22 protein-coding genes are annotated in these 18,124 nt (G+C 71.2%); 9 read left to right on the top strand and 13 right to left on the bottom strand.

Annotation, left to right across the window (positions count from 1 at the left end; all coding sequences use genetic code 11):
• The 8 genes from JOY88_RS19865 to JOY88_RS19830 all read right to left on the bottom strand — a co-directional run.
• Positions 1–246, bottom strand: a 246-nt coding sequence (locus JOY88_RS19865) for an ATP-binding cassette domain-containing protein (RefSeq protein ID WP_293504376.1), incomplete at its 3' end; no start/stop codon positions are given.
• Positions 247–252: 6 nt separating this feature from the next.
• On the bottom strand, positions 253–2,190 hold the full coding sequence (locus JOY88_RS19860; protein ID WP_293504375.1) for a branched-chain amino acid ABC transporter ATP-binding protein/permease: 1,938 nt from the start codon (positions 2,188–2,190) through the stop codon (positions 253–255).
• 15 nt (positions 2,191–2,205) lie between these two features.
• Positions 2,206–3,081 carry a branched-chain amino acid ABC transporter permease gene (locus tag JOY88_RS19855; RefSeq protein ID WP_293504374.1) on the bottom strand — a complete coding sequence of 292 codons (876 nt, stop codon included), beginning with the start codon at positions 3,079–3,081 and terminating at the stop codon, positions 2,206–2,208.
• 9 nt (positions 3,082–3,090) lie between these two features.
• Positions 3,091–4,320 carry an ABC transporter substrate-binding protein gene (locus JOY88_RS19850; RefSeq protein ID WP_293504373.1) on the bottom strand — a complete coding sequence of 410 codons (1,230 nt, stop codon included), beginning with the start codon at positions 4,318–4,320 and terminating at the stop codon, positions 3,091–3,093.
• A gap of 146 nt (positions 4,321–4,466) precedes the next feature.
• On the bottom strand, positions 4,467–5,675 hold the full coding sequence (locus JOY88_RS19845; RefSeq protein ID WP_293504372.1) for an aminotransferase-like domain-containing protein: 1,209 nt from the start codon (positions 5,673–5,675) through the stop codon (positions 4,467–4,469).
• A gap of 28 nt (positions 5,676–5,703) precedes the next feature.
• The gene (locus JOY88_RS19840) at positions 5,704–6,399 is read right to left on the bottom strand and encodes an aspartate/glutamate racemase family protein (RefSeq protein WP_293504371.1); all 696 of its coding nucleotides are present in this window, start codon (positions 6,397–6,399) and stop codon (positions 5,704–5,706) included.
• The gene (locus tag JOY88_RS19835) at positions 6,396–6,686 is read right to left on the bottom strand and encodes a DUF2917 domain-containing protein (RefSeq protein WP_293504370.1); all 291 of its coding nucleotides are present in this window, start codon (positions 6,684–6,686) and stop codon (positions 6,396–6,398) included. The genes JOY88_RS19840 and JOY88_RS19835 overlap by 4 nt, the downstream gene beginning before the upstream one ends.
• 11 nt (positions 6,687–6,697) lie before the next feature.
• Positions 6,698–7,615, bottom strand: coding sequence for a DMT family transporter (locus tag JOY88_RS19830; protein ID WP_293504369.1), 918 nt, complete (start codon positions 7,613–7,615; stop codon positions 6,698–6,700).
• A 73-nt stretch (positions 7,616–7,688) separates the two neighbouring features.
• Between JOY88_RS19830 and JOY88_RS19825 the strand changes: the two genes are divergently transcribed.
• The 9 genes from JOY88_RS19825 (at position 7,689) to JOY88_RS19785 (ending at position 13,378) form a co-directional block, all read left to right on the top strand.
• A complete protein-coding gene (locus JOY88_RS19825) occupies positions 7,689–9,140 on the top strand; it encodes an aminotransferase-like domain-containing protein (protein WP_293504368.1) in 1,452 nt (483 codons plus the stop codon).
• A 90-nt stretch (positions 9,141–9,230) separates the two neighbouring features.
• A complete protein-coding gene (locus JOY88_RS19820) occupies positions 9,231–9,971 on the top strand; it encodes a PEP-CTERM sorting domain-containing protein (RefSeq protein ID WP_293504367.1) in 741 nt (246 codons plus the stop codon).
• Positions 9,972–9,975: 4 nt separating this feature from the next.
• Entirely contained in the window at positions 9,976–10,260 is a 285-nt protein-coding gene (locus JOY88_RS19815) for a DUF6916 family protein (protein WP_293504366.1), read from the top strand.
• An 8-nt stretch (positions 10,261–10,268) separates the two neighbouring features.
• Entirely contained in the window at positions 10,269–10,784 is a 516-nt protein-coding gene (locus JOY88_RS19810) for a phage tail protein (RefSeq protein WP_293504365.1), read from the top strand.
• Between the two features lie 14 nt (positions 10,785–10,798).
• Positions 10,799–11,299 carry a phage tail protein gene (locus JOY88_RS19805; RefSeq protein WP_293504364.1) on the top strand — a complete coding sequence of 167 codons (501 nt, stop codon included), beginning with the start codon at positions 10,799–10,801 and terminating at the stop codon, positions 11,297–11,299.
• 10 nt (positions 11,300–11,309) lie between these two features.
• On the top strand, positions 11,310–11,831 hold the full coding sequence (locus tag JOY88_RS19800) for a phage tail protein (protein WP_293504363.1): 522 nt from the start codon (positions 11,310–11,312) through the stop codon (positions 11,829–11,831).
• Positions 11,832–11,840: 9 nt separating this feature from the next.
• Entirely contained in the window at positions 11,841–12,341 is a 501-nt protein-coding gene (locus JOY88_RS19795; protein WP_293504362.1) for a GNAT family N-acetyltransferase, read from the top strand.
• Complete coding sequence (locus JOY88_RS19790; RefSeq protein ID WP_293504361.1) at positions 12,338–12,706, top strand: DUF6916 family protein; 369 nt, start codon at positions 12,338–12,340, stop codon at positions 12,704–12,706. Before JOY88_RS19795 ends, JOY88_RS19790 begins: the two co-directional genes overlap by 4 nt.
• Before the next feature lie 84 nt (positions 12,707–12,790).
• Complete coding sequence (locus JOY88_RS19785) at positions 12,791–13,378, top strand: response regulator (protein WP_293504360.1); 588 nt, start codon at positions 12,791–12,793, stop codon at positions 13,376–13,378.
• 1 nt (position 13,379) lies between these two features.
• On the opposite strand, the gene JOY88_RS19780 is transcribed toward JOY88_RS19785, so the two are convergent.
• The 5 genes from JOY88_RS19780 to fghA all read right to left on the bottom strand — a co-directional run bounded on the left by JOY88_RS19780 (position 13,380) and on the right by fghA (position 18,109).
• A complete protein-coding gene (locus tag JOY88_RS19780) occupies positions 13,380–13,760 on the bottom strand; it encodes a hypothetical protein (protein ID WP_293504359.1) in 381 nt (126 codons plus the stop codon).
• On the bottom strand, positions 13,757–15,628 hold the full coding sequence (locus JOY88_RS19775; RefSeq protein WP_293504358.1) for an ATP-binding cassette domain-containing protein: 1,872 nt from the start codon (positions 15,626–15,628) through the stop codon (positions 13,757–13,759). Before JOY88_RS19775 ends, JOY88_RS19780 begins: the two co-directional genes overlap by 4 nt.
• 80 nt (positions 15,629–15,708) lie before the next feature.
• Positions 15,709–16,587: an alpha/beta hydrolase gene (locus tag JOY88_RS19770; RefSeq protein WP_293504357.1), complete on the bottom strand. Its 879-nt coding sequence runs from the start codon at positions 16,585–16,587 to the stop codon at positions 15,709–15,711.
• 51 nt (positions 16,588–16,638) lie between these two features.
• Entirely contained in the window at positions 16,639–17,256 is a 618-nt protein-coding gene (locus tag JOY88_RS19765) for a TetR/AcrR family transcriptional regulator (protein ID WP_293504356.1), read from the bottom strand.
• Between the two features lie 31 nt (positions 17,257–17,287).
• Positions 17,288–18,109, bottom strand: coding sequence for an S-formylglutathione hydrolase (gene fghA, locus JOY88_RS19760; protein WP_293504355.1), 822 nt, complete (start codon positions 18,107–18,109; stop codon positions 17,288–17,290).
• Between the last annotated feature and the right edge of the window lie 15 nt (positions 18,110–18,124).

The raw sequence follows: 18,124 nt of genomic DNA, 5'->3' as shown, positions 1-18,124 counted from the left end.
TGGCGAATGGGCCAGGCCCAGGCGCGCGATGTGATGGCTCTCGAGCCCGTCGATGCGCCTGTCGTTGAGCACGATCTCGCCCGCGCTCGGCTTGATCATGCCGCTGATCGCGCGCATGGTCGTCGTCTTGCCGGCGCCGTTCGAGCCGATCAAGGTGACCACCTTGCCCTTCGGCACCTCGATCGCGACGCCGTGCAGGACCTCGACCTTGCCGTAGCCGGCGCTCAGGTTCTTGATCGTCAACATAGCTTGTTATCCCGCCTGACCGCCCAGATAGGCCTCGATGACCTTGGGGTTCGCCTGCACCTCGGCCGGCAGGCCTTCGGCGATCTTCTGGCCGAAGTCGAGCACCGAGACGCGGTCGCACAGCGACATGACCACGTCCATATGGTGCTCGATCAGGATCACCGTGATGCCCTGCTCGCGGATCTTGCGGATGATCTGCAGCAGCTCCTCGATGTCGGGCGCGGTCAGGCCCGCGGCCGGCTCGTCGAGCAGCAGCAGCTCGGGGTCGAGCGCGAGCGCGCGCGCGATCTCGAGCATGCGCTGCTTGCCGTAGGGCAGGTTGCGCGCCTCTTCGCCCGCGAGCTCGGCAAGACCGACGAACTCGAGCAGCGCGAGCGCGCGCGCGGCGTTGTCGCGGCGCTCGCGCAGGAAGCGCGGCAGCTTCAAGGCGACCTCGAGCAGCTTGCTCCGGTACGCATGGTGCAGGCCAACCTGGACGTTCTGCAGCACCGTCATCTCGCCGAACAGCTGGACGTTCTGGAAGGTCCGCGCGATGCCCGCGAGCGCGATCTGCGCCGAGCTGCGGCCGCTCACGACCTGCTGCCTGAAGCGCACCTGGCCGCGCGTCGGCGCGTAGATGCCCGTGATCACGTTCATCATCGTGCTCTTGCCCGAGCCGTTCGGGCCGATCAGGCCGTGGATCGTGCCGCGGCGGATCTGCAGGTCGACCTCGTTGAGCGCCTTGAGGCCGCCGAACTGCATGAGCACGGCGCCGACCTCGAGCAGCACCTCGCCGCGCTCGCCGCCGCGCTGCGTGAGCGCCGCGGCCGCATGCCCGGCCGCGCGCGCCGCGCGGGTCTCGGCGGCCGCGGCCGCGGCGCCGCTGCGAAGGCTCAAGGCGCTGCGCACGAAGCCGACGATGCCGTCCTGCAGGTAGTAGACGATGAACAGCGTGATCAGGCCGTAGATCGTCAGGCGCCAGTCCGACAGGCCGTCGAGCTTGTACGAAACGGCCGCGAGCGCCGCGCTGCCGACGACCGGCACGGCCGCCGCGGCCAGGCTCAGCCGGCCGCGCCGCACGCCGACGCCGGCCGAAACGAGCACGATCGCGGCGAGGCAGCTCGCGACGACGCGGAACTGGCCGATATCGTCGAGCAGGTTCGGCAGCATCACGAGCACGGTCGCGCCGATCAGCGAGCCCGCGCGCGACTTGCGCCCGCCCATGATCACGGCGAGCAGGAACAGCACGGTCATCTCGAAGTTGTAGCTGTTCGGCGAGATGTACTGCTCCGAGTACGCGTAGAGCGCCCCGCCGAGCCCCGCGAGGCCCGCGCTGACGACGAAGGCGTAGACCTTGTAGCGGTAGACCGACACGCCCATGCAGTCCGACGCCACCGGGCTGCCGCGCAGCGCCTCGAAGGCGCGGCCCAGTTGCGAATGCAGCACGCGGTGCACGAAGACCAGCGATGCCACCAGGCAGGCCATGACCAGCCAGTAGTACTCCGTCTCGTCCAGCAGATGGCCGAACAGCGTCGGCTTGGTCAGCGTGATGCCCATGGGACCTTCGGTCAGGAAGGTCATCTCGTTGATGAGGATCTGGATGATGGTGCCGAAGGCCAGCGTCACCATCGCGAGGTAGGGGCCCGTCACGCGCAGCGCCGGCAGCGCAAGCACGGCACCGAAGGCGGCGGCCACGACGATGGCGGCCGGCAGCGCCAGGTAGACCGGCGCGTCGAGCTTGAGGATGAGCACGCCGGCCGTGTAGGCGCCGATGCCGAACAGGCCCGCGTGGCCCAGCGAGACCTGGCCGGTGTAGCCGACGACGATGTCCAGGCCGAACAGCACGATCGCGTAGATCATGATGGTCTCGACCAGGTGGATGTAGTACGGGTTGCCGGAGGCGACGGGGAAGACGGCGAGGGCGGCAATGGCCGCGGCACCGAGAACGAGTTTCTTGAGATTCACGTGTCCGGCCTTCCGTCAGACCTTCTTGATGGCCGTCTTGCCGAACAGGCCGGCCGGCTTGACCGCCAGCACGATCAGCAGCAGCACGAGGCCCGGCACGTCCTTGTAGCCTGTGGAGAGGTAGAAGCCCGTGGTCGTCTCGGCCACGCCGAGGATGATGCCGCCCACGATGATGCCCATGCCGCTGGTCAGGCCGCCGATGATGGCGACGGCGAAGGCCTTGAGCCCCAGCACGGCGCCCATGGTGGCGCCGGTCAGCGTCAGCGGCGCGATCAGCACGCCGGCGAAGGCGGCCGTCAGCGACGACAGCGCGTAGGAGAAGGTGATGACGAGGCCGGTGTTGATGCCCATCAGCTTGGCCGCGTCGCGGTCGTTGAAGGTGGCGACGACTGCCTTGCCGTAGATGGTCTTGCGGTTGAAGAACTCGACGGCCAGCATCATGCCGACGGCGCCGACGATGACCAGCAGCTCCATGGGCAGCACGTTGGCGCCCAGCAGCTTCAGCGGCGCCTCGGGCAGCGGCGACGGGAAGCGCAGGTCGTCGCGGCCCCAGACGTTCTCGGCCACGTTCTTGAAGATGATGCCCAGGGCGATGGTGGACATGATCCAGCCGAACTCGCTCTTCATCTTGATGGCGGGTCGCACGCCGATGCGCTCGACGACGGCGCCCTGGAAGGCGCCGAACAGGCAGACCAGCGGCAGCATCAGCCAGTAGTTGACGCCCCAGCCGACCAGCGTGAGGCCGACGAGGGCGCCGAGCATCAGCGCCTCGCCCTGGCCGAAGTTCAGGGTGTCGCTGGTCGCGAAGGTCAGCTGGTAGCCGAAGGCGATGACGGCGTAGATCATGCCCAGCGCGATGCCGCTGAACACGAGCTGGGTCAGGATCTGCATGGCCGTCCCTTACTGACGCTTCTTCTGTTCCATGGCGCCCTTGGCGTTGACGTCCTTCAGGCGCACCTCGGAGGCCTTCTTGAAGTCGTCCGGGTAGGCGTAGACGACGCGCTGGCCCTTGACCTCGCCCATGACCGGGATGTTGGCCGTGATGGCCTCGTGGTCGGCCTTGGAGAAGGGCTTGTTGTAGGTCGTCACGACGCCTTCCACCGGCGTCTTCAGGTCTTCCAGCGCGGCCTTGATCTTGGGGCCGTCGGTGGAGCCGGCCTGCTTGATGGCGGCGGCCAGCAGGTAGATGGAGTCGTAGCCCTGGGCCGCGGACACCGGCGAGTCGATGCGCGAGTTCTTCGGGTTGAAGGTCTTCAGGTAGTTGATGATGAAGCTCTGGCGCTTCGGCGTCGTCGGCTCCTGGATGAAGGTCTGCGGCATGCGCGCGCCCTCGCCGCCGGGGCCGGCGTTGTCGATGTAGTTGGCCATGGACAGCGTCCAGGAGCCGATCATGGGCACCTTCCAGCCCAGCTTGGTCATGCCGTTGGCGATCTGGGCCAGCTCGGGGCCGATGCCGTAGGTCAGCACGGCCTCCGCCCCGGCCTCCTTGGCCTTCAGCAGCTGGGCCGTCATGTCGACGTCCTTGATGTTGAACTTCTCGACGGCGACGGGCGTGATGCCCTTGAGCTTGAGCGCGGCCTCCAGATCGGCGCGGCCCAACTGGCCGTAGTTGGTGCTGTCGGCCAGGATGGCGACCTTCTTGAAGCCGCGCTTGGTGACGGCCTCCTCCACGATCATCGGCGCCTGGATGGAGTCATGTGCCGCGTTGCGGAAGATGTAGTTGTCGGGCTGGTCCTTGAACTGCAGCGTGATCACCGAGCCGGTGGCCACGTTGTTCATGACCGGGATCTTGGCGTCCTGGAAGAAGCGCTGCGAGGCCAGCGCCACGCCGGTGTTGATGTAACCGACGGTCGCGGCGACCTTTTCCTTGTTGATGAGCTCCTGGGCGATCTGCACGCCGCGCTCGTTCTTGGCCTCGTCGTCGCGCTCGACGAGCTGGATCTGGCGGCCGAGGATACCGCCGGACTTGTTGATCTCTTCGGCCGCCAGGCGCACGCCGTCGCGCATGCTGACGCCCATCGACGAGGAGCCGCCGGTGAACGGCCCCGCCACGCCGATCTTGATCGGGTCGGCCGCCTGGGCACCCACCGCAAAAACCGCCGCAGCCACGGCTGTCCAAACCTGCTTCATCGTTGCCTCGTCTCCGTTATGCGATCCACCCGGCGCCTTTGCCGGGACCGACTGCATACGATGCCAGAGCGGCAACGACTGTGGGGATATGGAAACCCGGGAGCCTCTCGACCCCCTCGGCTTCAGCTATGTGTCAGCATGGCGGGTTAGGGCGCGGGCTCGGCGACGGCCTCCAGCGCCTCGTGCAGCAGGCGGCCGAGCTTCTCGACGCCCTCGCGGATGAGGTCGGGCGTCAGCGTGACGAAGGACAGCCGCAGCGTGCGTGCATCAGGTTGGTGCGCGTAGAAGGCCGCGCCTGGCACGTAGGCAATGCCGGCCTCCACGGCCTGGGGCAGCAGGGCCATGGCGTCCAGGCCCGCCGGCAGGCGGATCCAGAAGAACATGCCGCCCTGCGGGGACTGCCAGTCGCAGCCGGACGGCAGGTGCTCGCGCAAGGCCTCGGCCATGGCGTCGCGGTTGGCCTTGTAGCGGGCGCGGATGGAAGGGATGTGGCGGTCCAAGAAGCCGTCGCGCACGACCTCGTGGACGACGCGCTGGTTGAACCCGGGCGTGTGCAGGTCGGCGGCCTGCTTGGCCTGCAGCAGCTTGGGGTAGAGCTCGGGCGGCGCGATCATGTAGCCCAGCCGGAAGCCCGGCGTCAGCACCTTGGAGAAGGAACCCAGGTAGAGCGTGCCCTCGGGCCACAGGCTGGCGAGCGAGGCCGGCGGCGGCTCGTCGAACCAGAGGTCGCCATAGGGGTTGTCCTCGACGATGGGCACGCCGGCGCGGCGCGCCGCCTCCACGACCTCGGCGCGGCGCTGGGCGCCCATGACGCGGCCGGTCGGGTTCTGGTAGTTGGGCAGCAGATAGCTGAAGCGCGTGCCCGGCGCGTCGTGCGGCAGCGCCGCGAGGGCCTCGGGGCGCGGGCCCTGGTCGTCGCTGGCCAGGCTGGCGAACAGCGGCTCGAAGGGCGTGAAGGCCTGCAGCGCGCCGAGGTAGGTGGGCGTCTCGACGGCCACCGGCGCGCCGGCGTCGCAGAGGATCTTGCCGACGAGGTCCAGCCCCTGCTGGGAGCCGCTGGTGACCAGCACCTGGTCGGGCGACACCTTCATGCCCAGCGCCGCGACCCGCGCCGCCACCCATTCGCGCAGCGGGCCGAAGCCCTCGCTGGACGCGTACTGCAGCGCCTCGCGGGCGTTGTTCGTCAGCACGCGGTCGCAGGCCGCCTTCAGCGCGTCGACCGGGAAGGTGTCGGCACTGGGCAGGCCGCCGGCCATGGACAGCACGCCCGGCTTCTCGGTGACCTTGAGGATCTCGCGGATGATGGACGGGTTCATGCGCGCGGCGCGGCGGGCTTGGGTCCAGACGGTACTCATGATGAAGTGCTGGTGGATTTCAAAGGGGTCAGCCTAGCATCCAGCCGACTGCGGCACGGGCCTGCAGTTCGGTGGAGTCGAACAGGGGCAGGGCCGCGTCCGCGCCGGCGGGCAACAACAGGCCCAGTTCGGTGCAGCCGAGGATGGCGCCCTGGGCGCCGCGCGCGGCCAGCGCCGCGACCTGGGCGCGCAAGGCCTCGCGCGACGCCGGCTCGAAGCGGCCGCGGCACAGCTCCTCGTAGATGAGGCGGTGCACCTCGGTGCGACCGGCCTCGTCGGGCACGATGACGTCGATGCCGAAACGCTCCCGCATGCGCTCGCGGTAGAAGCCCTGCTCCATCGTGAAGCGCGTGGCCAGCAGGCCGGCGCGACTCACGCCGGCGGCGCGCAAGGCCTCGCCCGTCGCGTCGACGATGTGCAGCACCGGCAGGCCGGCCGCCTGCTCGACCTCGGCGGCGACGCGGTGCATGGTGTTGGTGGCGATCAGCAGCGCCTGGGCGCCGGCGCGGCGCAGTCCGGCGGCGGCCTCGCCCAGCACCCGGGCCGCCCCGGCCCAGTCGCCGGCCGACTGCAGGGCGGCAATGGGCGCGAAGTCGACGCTGTGCAGCACCAGTTGCGCGCTGTGCAGGCCGCCCAGCCGCGCGGCGACGCCGCGGTTGATCAGCGCGTACAGATGCTGGGTGGACTCCCAGCTCATGCCGCCCAGGATGCCCAGCGTCCTCATGCGCCCTGCCCGGCCAGAGGGAGGCGCCAGGCGCGTGCCGGCCCGGCCGCGGCACGCGGCGCCGGCTGCAGCAGCTGGAACTCGGCCCGCGGCCAGGCTTCGACGACGACCTCCCGCCCGGCCGCCAGCGTCAGCCCCTCGCCGGCACGCAGCCAATGGTCGTCGCCGCCGCCGGACAGGGTCAGCCACAGCCGGCCGCTTGTCACGACGAGGCGGCGCGGCCCGCGCGCGGCGGCCAGCGTCAGCGCCTGGCCGGGCGCGAGCCGGGTCGTGAATCGGTCGTCCATGGGCATCCCCTTCAGTGGATGGGTTGCCGCTTGCCCCACCACACGACCGCGAGCACGGCGGCGGCGAAGACCACGGTCGTCGCGTCCAGCCGCTCACCCAGCAACGGCACCGCGAACAGCATGGACAGGAAAGGCTGGAGCACCTGCACCTGGCTGACGCGCAGCGTGCCGCCCAGGGCCAGGCCGCGATACCAGGCGAAGAAGCCTATCCACATCGAGAACAGCGACACATAGGCGAAGCCGACCCAGGCCGAGGCCGCGACCGGCGCGGCCGGCCGGGTCAGCGCGGCCAGCGGCAGCGTGACGGGCAGGCTGATGACCAGGACCCAGCAGATGACCTGCTCGGCCGTGAAGGCCCGGGACAGGCGGGCACCGCTCACATAACCCGCCGACGCGCAGACGACGGCGCCCAGCAGCAGGCCGTCCGCCGCCTCCAGGCCGCCGGCGCCGCGCCAGGCCGCAAAGCCGACGACCAGGCCCAGTCCCGCCAGGGCACAGGCCCAGAAGCCCGCGCTGGGCCGCTGGCGCAGCACGCCGGCCGCGATGACGGCCGTGGCCAGCGGCAGCACGCCCGACACGACCGACGCATGCACGGCGTCCACGTGCCGCACGGCCAGGCCCAGCAGCAGCGGCCAGCCGAAGACGACGCCTGCGGCCGTGAAGGCCAGCGCCCCCCACTCGCCGCCACGCGGGCGGCGCGCGCCGGTGGCCCACAGGTAGGCGACCGACAACAGCCCCGCCACCCCGGCCCGCCCGAAGGCGACGAAGGCCGGGTCCAGCTGCGGCGCCGCGGCGCTGCCGCCGGCCAGACGCGTCATCGGGATGCTCAGCGCGAACATCAGCACGCCAGCCATGCCCAGCAGCAGGCCGCGCGTCGCGTCGGACGCGCCGGTGGTCGAGATGGTGGAGGACGTGGAAAACCCTGGCATGGGCTCAGTCTGAGGCATGACGCCGATACAGAACCAGTACAGTCAGCCAGCCAAGCCACGAATCTGTACTGCCATGCCGACCGGTACACCCACTCCGCTGCAACGCGGCGCCAGCCAGCCGCTGGCCGGCCAGCTGGCCGAGCGCTACGCCCAGCGCATCCGCGAACGCCTGCTGCTGCCCGGCGCCCGCCTGCCCTCGGTGCGCGACTGTGCGCGCCAGCATGGCGTCAGCCCGCACACCGTCGTCGCCGCCTATGACCAGCTGCAGGCCGCCGGCCTGCTGGAGGCGCGCCGCCAGCGCGGCTTCTTCGTGCGTGAAAGCCGGCCTGCCCCGACACGAACCGCCGCGCGCACGCCGGCCGTCGCCGCGCCGCGCCAGGTGCCGATGGACGCGACCGCGCTGATCCGCGGCATGTTCGAGGCCGATGCCGCGCGCTCGCCCGGCCTGGGCACGCTGCCCGCCGACTGGCTGGACCCGACGCTGCTGCAGTCCGCGCTGCGCCGCCTGAACGCGGCCGACTCGCTGGCCGTGCAGGTCGGCTACGGCGAGCCCAGTGGCGACGCCCGGCTGCGCGCCGCGCTGGCGCGGCGGCTGGACGACCTCGGCATCCACGCCAACCCGGCCCACATCCTGACGACGAACGGCGCCACCCATGCGCTGGACCTCATCATCCGCACGCAGCTGCAGCCCGGCGACGCCGTGCTCGTCGACGACCCCGGCTGGGCCATCATGTTCGCGCGGCTCACGCAGGCCGGCATCCGGCTGCTGCCGGTGCCGCGTGCCGGCCAGGGCGCCCAGGGGCCCGACCTGGACGTGCTCGCCGCGCTGGCCGCGCAGCATGCGCCGCGCGCCTACCTGACCGTGTCGGTGCTGCACAACCCCACCGGCCACAGCCTCAACCTGGCCACCGCGCACAAGCTGCTGCGCCTGGCCGACGAGCACGACTTCTTCATCGTCGAGGACGACAGCTACGGCTTCCTCGCGCCCGAGCATGTGCCGCGTCTGGCGGCGCTGGACGGGCTGCGCCGCGTGACCTACGTGGCGGGCTTCTCCAAGGTGCTGACGCCGGCCTGGCGCGTCGGCTACCTGGCTGCCGCGCCCGAGCGGCTGCGCGCGCTGACCGACACCAAGCTGCTGGACGGCCTGACCAGCTCGCCGGTGCTGGAGCGCGCCGTCGCGCTGTGCCTGGAGCAGGGCCGGCTGCGCCGCCATGCGCAGCGCCTGCGCGAGCGCCTGGCGACGGCGCGCCAGCGCGTCGCGGCCCTGGCTACCCGGCAGGGCTTTGCCTGGGCCGCGCCGCCTGACGGCCTGTTCGGCTGGCTGGACGTGGGCGTCGACACCGAGCGCCTGGCCCAGCCCCTGCTGGACGCCGGCTGGCTGATCGCACCCGGCGCCCTCTTCAGCGCCACGCGCCGGCCCGGCTCGCTGATGCGCATCAACATGGCCACGTCGCAGGACCCGGCTTTCTGGCGCACGCTGCGCGCCGCCGTGGACGGCCTCCACAACCCGTCGCCGCATCCCTAACTTCTTCCCCCCCCATTCACGGGACAAGCCACTGGCGCCCGGCTTGCGCGACGCGTCAACTCGCGGCTCGGTTCAAGCCAGGGAGGGTCTATGCGACTCGCTTCGTCCCCCGTCCGCAGCCTGTGCGCTGCCGCTGCCGGCGCGATGCTGGCCCTGTGTTCGCAGTCGGCACACGCCGCTTTCGCCAGCGACATCACGCTCCGGCTGATCGCCCCGGGCGGCATCAACAACGGCAGCACCATCGACCCGACGCCCGTCAGCGCGCAGCAGACCGTGGCCCTGGCCGACCTGGTCAACGGCGTGCATGCCGCCGACGGCGGCGCCATAGGCTCGGGCTGGATGCTGGATGGCGAGAAGGTCTTCTTCGAGGAAGACAGCATCAAGCTGCGCATCGGCGTCGGCAACGACACGACCGGCGGCGTCTACACGACCGGCTACCTGGGCCTTGGCGTCAGCAACCACGCGCTCTACCAGTTCGACGGCCTCAGCATCGTCGGCAAGACCATCGTCGGCGTGAGCCTCTACGCCTGGGACGGCTTCGGCACCACCGACGCCGGCAGCGGCAGCGGCCTGGGCAACCCGGCCGTGCTGGGCAGCCTGGCGCACTTCATCGACAGCGACACGGTGACCTTCGACCTCGATACGCTGGAGATCGCGCAGCGCATCGCCGGCAGCAGCAACAACTTCGCCGAGTTCCGCATCCAGCTCATCACGCGGGACAACGGCACCGGCGGTCCCGGTGGACCCGGCAACGACTTGCCCGAGCCGGCCACGCTGGCGCTGTTCGCGGTCGCGGCCCTGGGCGCCCGTGCGGCGCGGCGCCGTGCCTGAGCGCATGCTCACGCTGGCCTGCTTCGAGCCGCTGGTCGGCAGCGGCTTCTCGCTGCGGCTGGGCGATGCGGCCGAACTGCCGGTCCGGCTCATCGAGGCCCGAGCCGGCCCGGACACCGGCGCGGCGGGCCGCCAGCCCTTCAGCCTGACCTTCCAGGCGCCGGCCGAGCCCGCGCTGCCGCAGCGCATCTACCGGCTCGAGCACCCGCAGCTCGATGCAATGGATCTCTTCCTCGTGCCGGTGGCCCGCTCGGCCACCGGCCTTCAGTACGAAGCCGTGTTCGGCTAGGAGACGCTATGGCCAACCCCTTCCTCGGCGAACTCAAGTTGATTGGCTTTAACTTCGCGCCCAAGGGCTGGGCGTTCTGCAACGGCCAGCTGCTGGCCATCGCGCAGAACCAGGCCTTGTTCTCGCTGCTGGGCACCACCTATGGCGGTGACGGACGGGTGAACTTCGCGCTGCCCGACCTGCGCGGCCGCGCGCCGCTGCACTACGGCGGCAGCGACGGCATCGTGCTTGGCCAGCGGGGCGGAGCCTCGACGGTGACGCTGACGGCGTCGCAGCTGCCCGCCCACGCGCACGCGCTGCTGGCCACCAGCGATCTCGCCAACGCCAGCGTCCCGGGCGGCGCCGTGCCGGCCGCCAAACCGCGCGGCGGCATGAACCGCTTTGCGCCGGTGGGCAGCGACACGGTGATGGGCGCCAGTTCGCTGGCGCCCGCCGGCGGCAGCCAGCCCCACGCCAACATGCAGCCCAGCCTGACCATGAACTGGGTCATCTCGCTGGTCGGCATCTTCCCCAGCCGCAACTGAACGAGGAAACCGCCATGTCCGATCCCTTCATCGGCGAGATCCGCCTCTTTGCCGGCAACTTCGCGCCGGCCGGCTGGGCCTTCTGCCAGGGCCAGTTGCTGCCCATCTCCGAGAACGACCCGCTGTTCACGCTGATCGGCACCACCTACGGCGGTGATGGCCAGTCCAGCTTCGCGCTGCCCAACCTGTCCGGCCGCGTCGCCGTGCACGCGGGCGCGAGCTACATCCAGGGCGAGCTGATGGGCAGCGAAACCGTCACGCTGACCACGGCCCAGATTCCGCAGCACACGCATGCCATGCATGCCAGCACGGCCGCCGCCGACACTACGACGCCGGGCGGCGCCCTGCTTGCCGCCACCAGCGTCGCCAGCTACGACACGGCCGCCGCAACGACGGCCATGGCGTCTGGCGCCATCGGCACGGCGGGGGGCTCGCAGCCGCACGACAACATGGCGCCCACGCTGACGGTGAACTACATCATTGCGCTGTTCGGCATCTTCCCGGCGCAGAACTGAGGAGCGTGACATGTCCACCCCCTTCATCGCCGAGATTCGCGTCATGCCCTACAACTTCGCGCCCCAGGGTTGGGCGCAGTGCGACGGCCAGCTGATGCCCATCAGCCAGAACACCGCCCTGTTCTCGCTGCTGGGCACCTACTACGGCGGCGATGGGCGGAGCACTTTCCGGTTGCCCGACCTCGGCGGCCGGTTCGCGATGAGCTCGGGCCAGGGCCCCGGTCTCAGCATGCGGATGGTGGGCGACAGCGTCGGCCAGTCCAGCGTCTCGCTGATCGCCAGCGAGATGCCCGTCCATGGCCATGGCTTGATGGCCGGCGTCACGCCCGCCTCGACCAGCCCGGCCGGCAACGTGATGGCGCCGACGGCCGCCGGCGGCGGCAGCGTCTACCGCGCGCCGGGCGCGGCCGCGCCCATGGCCGGCGTCGCGATCAGCGCCGCGGGCGCCGGCCTGCCGCACGAGAACCGCCAGCCCTATCTGGCGCTGAACTTCTGCATCGCGCTGCAGGGCATCTTCCCGCCGCGCAGCTAGGGCCCGGCCATGGACTACCGCCTGCGCCCGGCGACCCCGGCCGACGAGGCCTGGCAGCTCGCCATCTACGCCGGCACGCGCGCCGAGGAACTGGCCCTGACCGGCTGGCCGCCCGAGCAGTGCCAGGCCTTCGTGCGCCACCAGCATGCGGCCCAGCAGCAGCACTACCGGCGCCACTTTGCGGACTCCGTATGCCATCTCATCCTCGTCGACGGCGACACGGTGGCCGGCCGGCTCTGGCTGGACGAGCGCGCCGACCGCCTGCACATCCTGGACATCGCCCTGCTGCCCGCCTGGCGCGGCCAGGGTCTGGGCACGTGCTGCCTGCAGGCGCTGGCCGCGGCGAATGGCCACCGACCGCTGGGCATCGAGGTCGAGCTCCACAACCCCGCCCGGCGGCTCTACGAGCGGCTGGGCTTTGTCGCCGAAGGCGCGCCCCAGGGCCTCTACCAGGCCATGGTCAGGCCCGCCGGCGCCCGCCATCCGCAACCCGAGGAGTGCCTGCCGTGATCAACAAGCGCGATTTCCTGAAGAGCGGTGGCGCCGCGATCGCCGCCAGCGCCGGCACGACGGCCTCGCTGGCCGCCGTGCGCCCCAGCCTCGGCGCCCAGGCCGGTCTGGCCAGCTGGCAGGCCCATGTGGGCCAGCGCTTCGAAGTCGACGGCCACGCCGTCACGCTGCAATCCGCCAGCGCCCTGACCGGCCAGAACTCGGGCGAGCAGTTCAGCCTGCGCTTTGCCGGCGCGCTGCCGGCCGGCATGGGTGATGCGATCCACACCCTAACCCGCGAAGGAAGCGGCACCCAGGCCCTCTACCTGGCGCGCACGCCGCAAGGCCTGCGGGCCGATTTCTGCCGCCTGCAAGGCGACGAATAGTTCTCGCTCCCAACGGGCGGGTCGCCAACCCGTCACGTCGGCGCCGGCAGAATCCCGGCGCCCGACGTGGACGTGAGCGACCCCTTGAAATTTCTCGTTGTAGACCCCCTGGCCGGCGTGCAGAGCTTTGCGCGCCAACTGCTGCAAAGCCATGGCTTCGCGCTCGACCGCATCCTCTGCTGCGCCGACCCCGAGGCGGCCCTGCTCCAGGGCCTGGTCTTCAAGCCCCATTTCCTGATCACCGACTGGTTCCCCAGGTCGGCGCTGAGCGGCATCCAGCTCTACCAGCGCCTGCGCGAGGCGCAGCCCTCGCTGCAGCTGTCGCTGCTGAGTTTCGAGGTGACGCCGGAGCACCAGTTCGAGGCCGAGGCCCACGGCGCCCGCTTCCTGCTGAAGAAGCCCTTCAGCGCCGAGCAGCTCAAGGCCGAGGTGACCCGCTCGCTCGAAGCCCTGGCCTGGAAACCGCCCGGCCCGCAGGGCCAGGCGCGCGACGCCCGCCCGGCGGCGCGGCCGATGCTGCCGCCCCAGCTGATCGTCAAGCCCGGCGACCAGGTGCGCTTCAACGGCGGCCTGCATGTGGCCCAGCACGTCGTGCACCGCAACGGCGGGACCGTCGTCCAGCTCAAGGGGCAGAGCAGCTTCGTGCCCATCGACAAGCTGCTGCCGGCGTGAATCAGATCGCCACGACCAGCCCCATCAGCAAGGGATAGGGCAGGACCACCGTCGGGCGCAGCGCGCTCTTCAAGTACTGCGCCAGCAGCGCCGCGCCGCGCGGCCGCTGCGCCTGCCAGTCGCCATGCAGCTGCATCGCGACCACGCCCTCGCCCGCCTTCAGGCCCGCCTCCACGACCAGCAGGCGCCCGCCCAGCCGGCCCTGGAAGGTCTTGAGCACGGCCTCCTGCAGCCACAGCAGGGCCAGCAGCGCCAGGGCCAGCCCGTCGTCGGGCACGACCACCACCGCCGCGAACGCCAGCAGCTTCACGGCCAGGGCCAGCGCTTCATAGCGCTCGTGCTGCGCCTGCAGCGCCAGCCATTCGTGGTGCAGGGCGTTCATTTCGCTTCCAGCACTTCCCAACGCTCCATCAGCGCCAGCAGCTCGGCGTCGATGTCGGCGGCGCGCTCGGTCACCTCGGCGATGCGCTTGGCGCCCTGCGTGTAGAGCTCGCTGCCGGCGATCAGCGCGTTGAGCTGCGTCTGCTCGGCCTCCAGCGCGGCGATCTGCCTGGGGATCTCGTCCAGCTCGCGCTGCTCCTTGTAGCTGAGCTTGCGCTTGTTCGCGACGACCGGGGCCGGTTCGGGCGCCGGCGCCGGCGCGGGCGCGGCCTTGGGCGCGGCCTGGGCCTGCAGCGCGGCGGCGCGCCTGGACTGCGTCAGCCAGTCCTCGACGCTGCCCTCGTACTCGCGCCAGCGCGCGTCGCCCTCGTAGACGATGGTGGACGTGACGACGTTGTCCAGGAAGCGCCGGTCGTGGCTGACGAGGAAGACCGTGCCGTCGTACTCGGCCAGCAGTTCCTCCAGCAGCTCCAGCGTCTCGATGTCGAGGTCGTTGGTGGGTTCGTCCAGCACCAGCACGTTGGCCGGCCGCGCGAACAGGCGGGCCAGCAGCAGGCGGTTGCGCTCGCCGCCGGACAGCGTGCGCACCGGCGAGTTGGCACGCGCCGGCGAGAACAGGAAGTCGCCCAGGTAGCTCTTGACGTGCTTCTTCTGCGTGCCGATCTCTATCCACTCCGAGCCGGGGCTGATGGTGTCGGCCAGCGTCGCGTCGAGGTTGAGCGTGTCGCGCATCTGGTCGAAGTAGGCCACCGTCAGCCGCGAGCCCAGGCGCACGGTGCCGCTGTCGGGCGGCAGCTCGCCGAGGATCATCTTCAGCAGCGTCGTCTTGCCGGCGCCGTTGGGGCCTATCAGGCCGACCTTGTCGCCGCGCAGGATGGTGCTGGTGAAACCGCGCACTATTGCGCGATCGCCGAAGCTCTTGGACACGTCCTCCAGCTCCGCGACGATCTTGCCGCTGGCCGAGCCGGTGTCGATGTCCAGCCGCACCTTGCCCTGCACGTCGCGCCGCGCGGCGTGCGCCAGGCGCATGGCCTCCAGGCGCTGGATGCGCGCGACGGAGCGCGTGCGGCGGGCTTCGACGCCCTTGCGTATCCACACCTCCTCCTGCGCCAGCAGCTTGTCGAAGCGCGCGTTGGCCAGCGCCTCGTTCTCCAGCTCATAGGCCTTGGCGGCCTGGAAGGCGGCGAAGTTGCCGGGATAGCCGCGCAGCTGGCCGCGGTCCAGCTCGACGATGCGGTTGGCCACGTTGTCCAGGAACTGCCGGTCGTGGGTGATCAGCAGCAGCGAGCCCTTGAAGTCGTTGAGCAGGCCTTCCAGCCAGGTGATGGCGTCCAGGTCCAGGTGGTTGGTCGGTTCGTCCAGCAGCAGCACGTCGGGCTGGGCGACCAGCGCCCGCCCCAGCGCGACGCGCTTCTTCAGCCCGCCGGACAGGCTGCCGACGAGGCGGCTGCCGTCCAGGCCCAGGCGGTGCAGGGTCTCGTCGACGCGCTGCTCCCAGTTCCACGCACCGATGTGCTCGATGCGCTCCTGCACCCAGGCCAGGTCGTCGTTCTCGTCGTGGCGCTCGTAGCGCTCGCGCAGCGCCTTGGCCTCGGCGACGCCCTCGCTGACGACGTCGAAGATGGTGGCGTCGCCGCGCAGCGCGGGCTCCTGCGGCACATAGACGTTGGTCAGGCCCTGCTGTTGCTGCAGCAGGCCGTCGTCCAGCTTCTCGAGGCCGGCCAGGATCTTCAGCAGCGAGGACTTGCCGGTGCCGTTGCGGCCGATGAGGCCCACGCGCTCGCCGGTCTCCAGCGCGAAATTGGCGCCGTCGAGCAGCGCGACATGCCCGAAGGCGAGATGGGCATTGGTAAGGGAAAGGACAGCCATCGGGGGATTGTCCCCCGGCGGTTCAGCGAGCCCATCGCGGGAACGGCGACGCCTGGGGGCAGCCCGGCGCCCTGCCCTGCCTACAGGCCGCGGGTGTCGAGATGCGCCAGCACCTGCTGCATGACGGCCGGGTCGCTGAGCAGCCGGCGGTGGCCCAGGCCCTCGGTCACGTGCAGGCGACCGGCGGCCAGGCCGGCCAGCAGCGCCTCGCTGCCTGCCAGCGGCGCCGTCGCGTCGCCGCGGTCGTGCACGATCAGCGTGGGCTGCGCGACGCGCTCGCCCAGCCAGGCGGGCTCGAAGTGGCCCAGCGACGCGCCCTCGCGCCGCTCGATGTGGCCGCGCATGCGCGCCGCCAGCGGCTCGCCCATGCCCATGGCGTCGGCGAACCAGCGCAGGAACTGCCAGGGTGGCGGCGCCAGCGCGACCAGCGCTGCGCGCCGCGCCGGCAGGCCGCGGGCCAGCGCATGGGACAGGGCCATCGCGCCCAGCGAATGCGCGACGACGCCCTCCCAGGGGCCGAAGCGGGCGCTGACGGCGAACAACGCCCGCACCCATTGCAGCAGGTTGCTGCGCCAGCCGCTGCTGCGCCCATGGGCCGGCAGGTCCAGCAGCAGCGGCTCGAAGCCGGCGGCGGCCAGCGCGTCGGCCAGCGGGCGCATCTGCTGGGCATCGCCGGCCCAGCCGTGGGTCAGCAAGACCTTGGGCCGTCCGGGCGCCACGTCGCCGCGCTGCCAGACGCTGACGTGGCCGCCCTCGAAGGGCAGGCGGCGCTCCACCCAGGGGCGCGGCACGGCGCGCGAGCGGGCCAGCCACTTGGTCGGCACCGGCGTGAAGAACAGGCCCAGCGCGACGCGCGTGCCCAGTGCCGGCGAGACATGCTGCAGGCCGCGCAGCACGGCGGCGACGCCGCGGGCCGCCGGCGAGGCGAAGAAGGCGGCGGCGGGGTTGTGGGTGGACATGGCTGCGACTCCTTTTTTTCGCACGACCGTGCGATATGTGGGCAAAAAATTTCAGGCCGGGCTCGCGGACGTCCGGGCGGCGGCCAGCATGCGCTCCCAGGCCTTGATGCCGCGCTGGTGCACCAGCGGGTCGCGCAGGAAGCGCGTGTCGCGCAGCAGGCCGGTGAAGAGGGCATCCATCTCGAAGACGAACTGCTCGACGTCCAGGTCCGCGCGCAGGTGGCCGGCCTCGATGGCCTGCAGCACCGTGCGGCGCAGCGCGGCGCGCAGGCGCAGCACGCCGTCCTGCAGCTGGTCGCGCACCGGGCCTTCGCGGTCGTCGTACTCGAAGGCGCCGGCCGTGTAGATGCAGGACAGCGCGCGGTCGGTGTCGGTGGCCCGGGCCAGCCAGCGGCGCATGATGGCGTCCAGCCGCGGCAGGCCGCGCGGCTCGCGCATGGCGGGCACGAAGACGGCCTGCTGGAAGCGCCGGTCGTACTCCAGCAGCACGGCCACCTGCAGTTGCTCGCGCGAGCCGACGCGCGAGAACACGCCGCTCTTGGACAGCCCCAGCCGCTTGGCCACCTCGCCCAGGGTCAGGCTCTCCAGCCCCTCCAGGGCGGCCATGGTCAGGGCCGCATCGACGATGGCGGCCAGCGTCGCCTCGGCGCGTTCGCTGCGGGTTTCCATGGCGCTCAATTTAGCACGATCGTGCGAATACTCAAAGCCGGGCCGCGTGGTGGCGCAGGTGGTCGTCGACGAAGCTGGCGATGAAGTAGTAGCCATGGTCGTAGCCGGCGTGGCGCCGCAGCGTCAGCGGCTGGCCCACCGCCGCGCAGGCGGCCTCGAAGGCCTCGGGGTGGAGCTGCTCGGCGAGGAACTTGTCGGCCAGGCCCTGGTCGATGAGGATGCCCCCCGGATAGGGCGCGCCGGCCTGGGCCCGCATCAGCGCGCTGGCGTCGTGCGCGGCCCAGCGGCCGCGATCCTCGCCGAGGTAGCCCGCGAACGCCTTGCGGCCCCAGGGGCACTGCGTGGGCGCGGCGATGGGCGCGAAGGCCGACAGCGACTGGAAGCGGCCCGGGTGGCGCAGCGCCAGCGTCAGCGCGCCATGGCCGCCCATCGAGTGCCCGAACAGGCCGGTCCTGGCAAGGCCCGTCTCGCGCTGCACCAGCGGGATCAGCTCGTTCATCAGCCAGCTCTCCATGCGCCAGTGCCGGGCCCAGGGCTCGCGGGTGGCATCGAGGTAGAAGCCGGCACCGACGCCGAAGTCCCAGGCCTCGCTCTCGCCGGGGATGCCGGCGCCGCGCGGGCTGGTGTCGGGCATCAGCAGGGCCAGGCCCAGCTCGGCCGCCAGCCGCTGCGCGCCGGCCTTCATCGTGAAGGTCTCCTCGGTGCAGGTCAGCCCGGCCAGGAAGACCAGCAGCGCGCGCGGCGCCGGCGGCAGGAAGAGGGCGAAGCGCATGGGCAGGCCGATCTCGGCCGAGTCGTGGCGGTGAAAGCGCTGGGTGCCACCGAAGGCAAGGTGTTCGCTGAGGGTCTGCATGCCGCCAGTGTGGCC

Source organism: Roseateles sp. (assembly GCF_019237615.1).
Taxonomy (GTDB): domain Bacteria; phylum Pseudomonadota; class Gammaproteobacteria; order Burkholderiales; family Burkholderiaceae_C; genus Pelomonas.
This window is presented reverse-complemented; position numbering and strand designations above follow the sequence as displayed.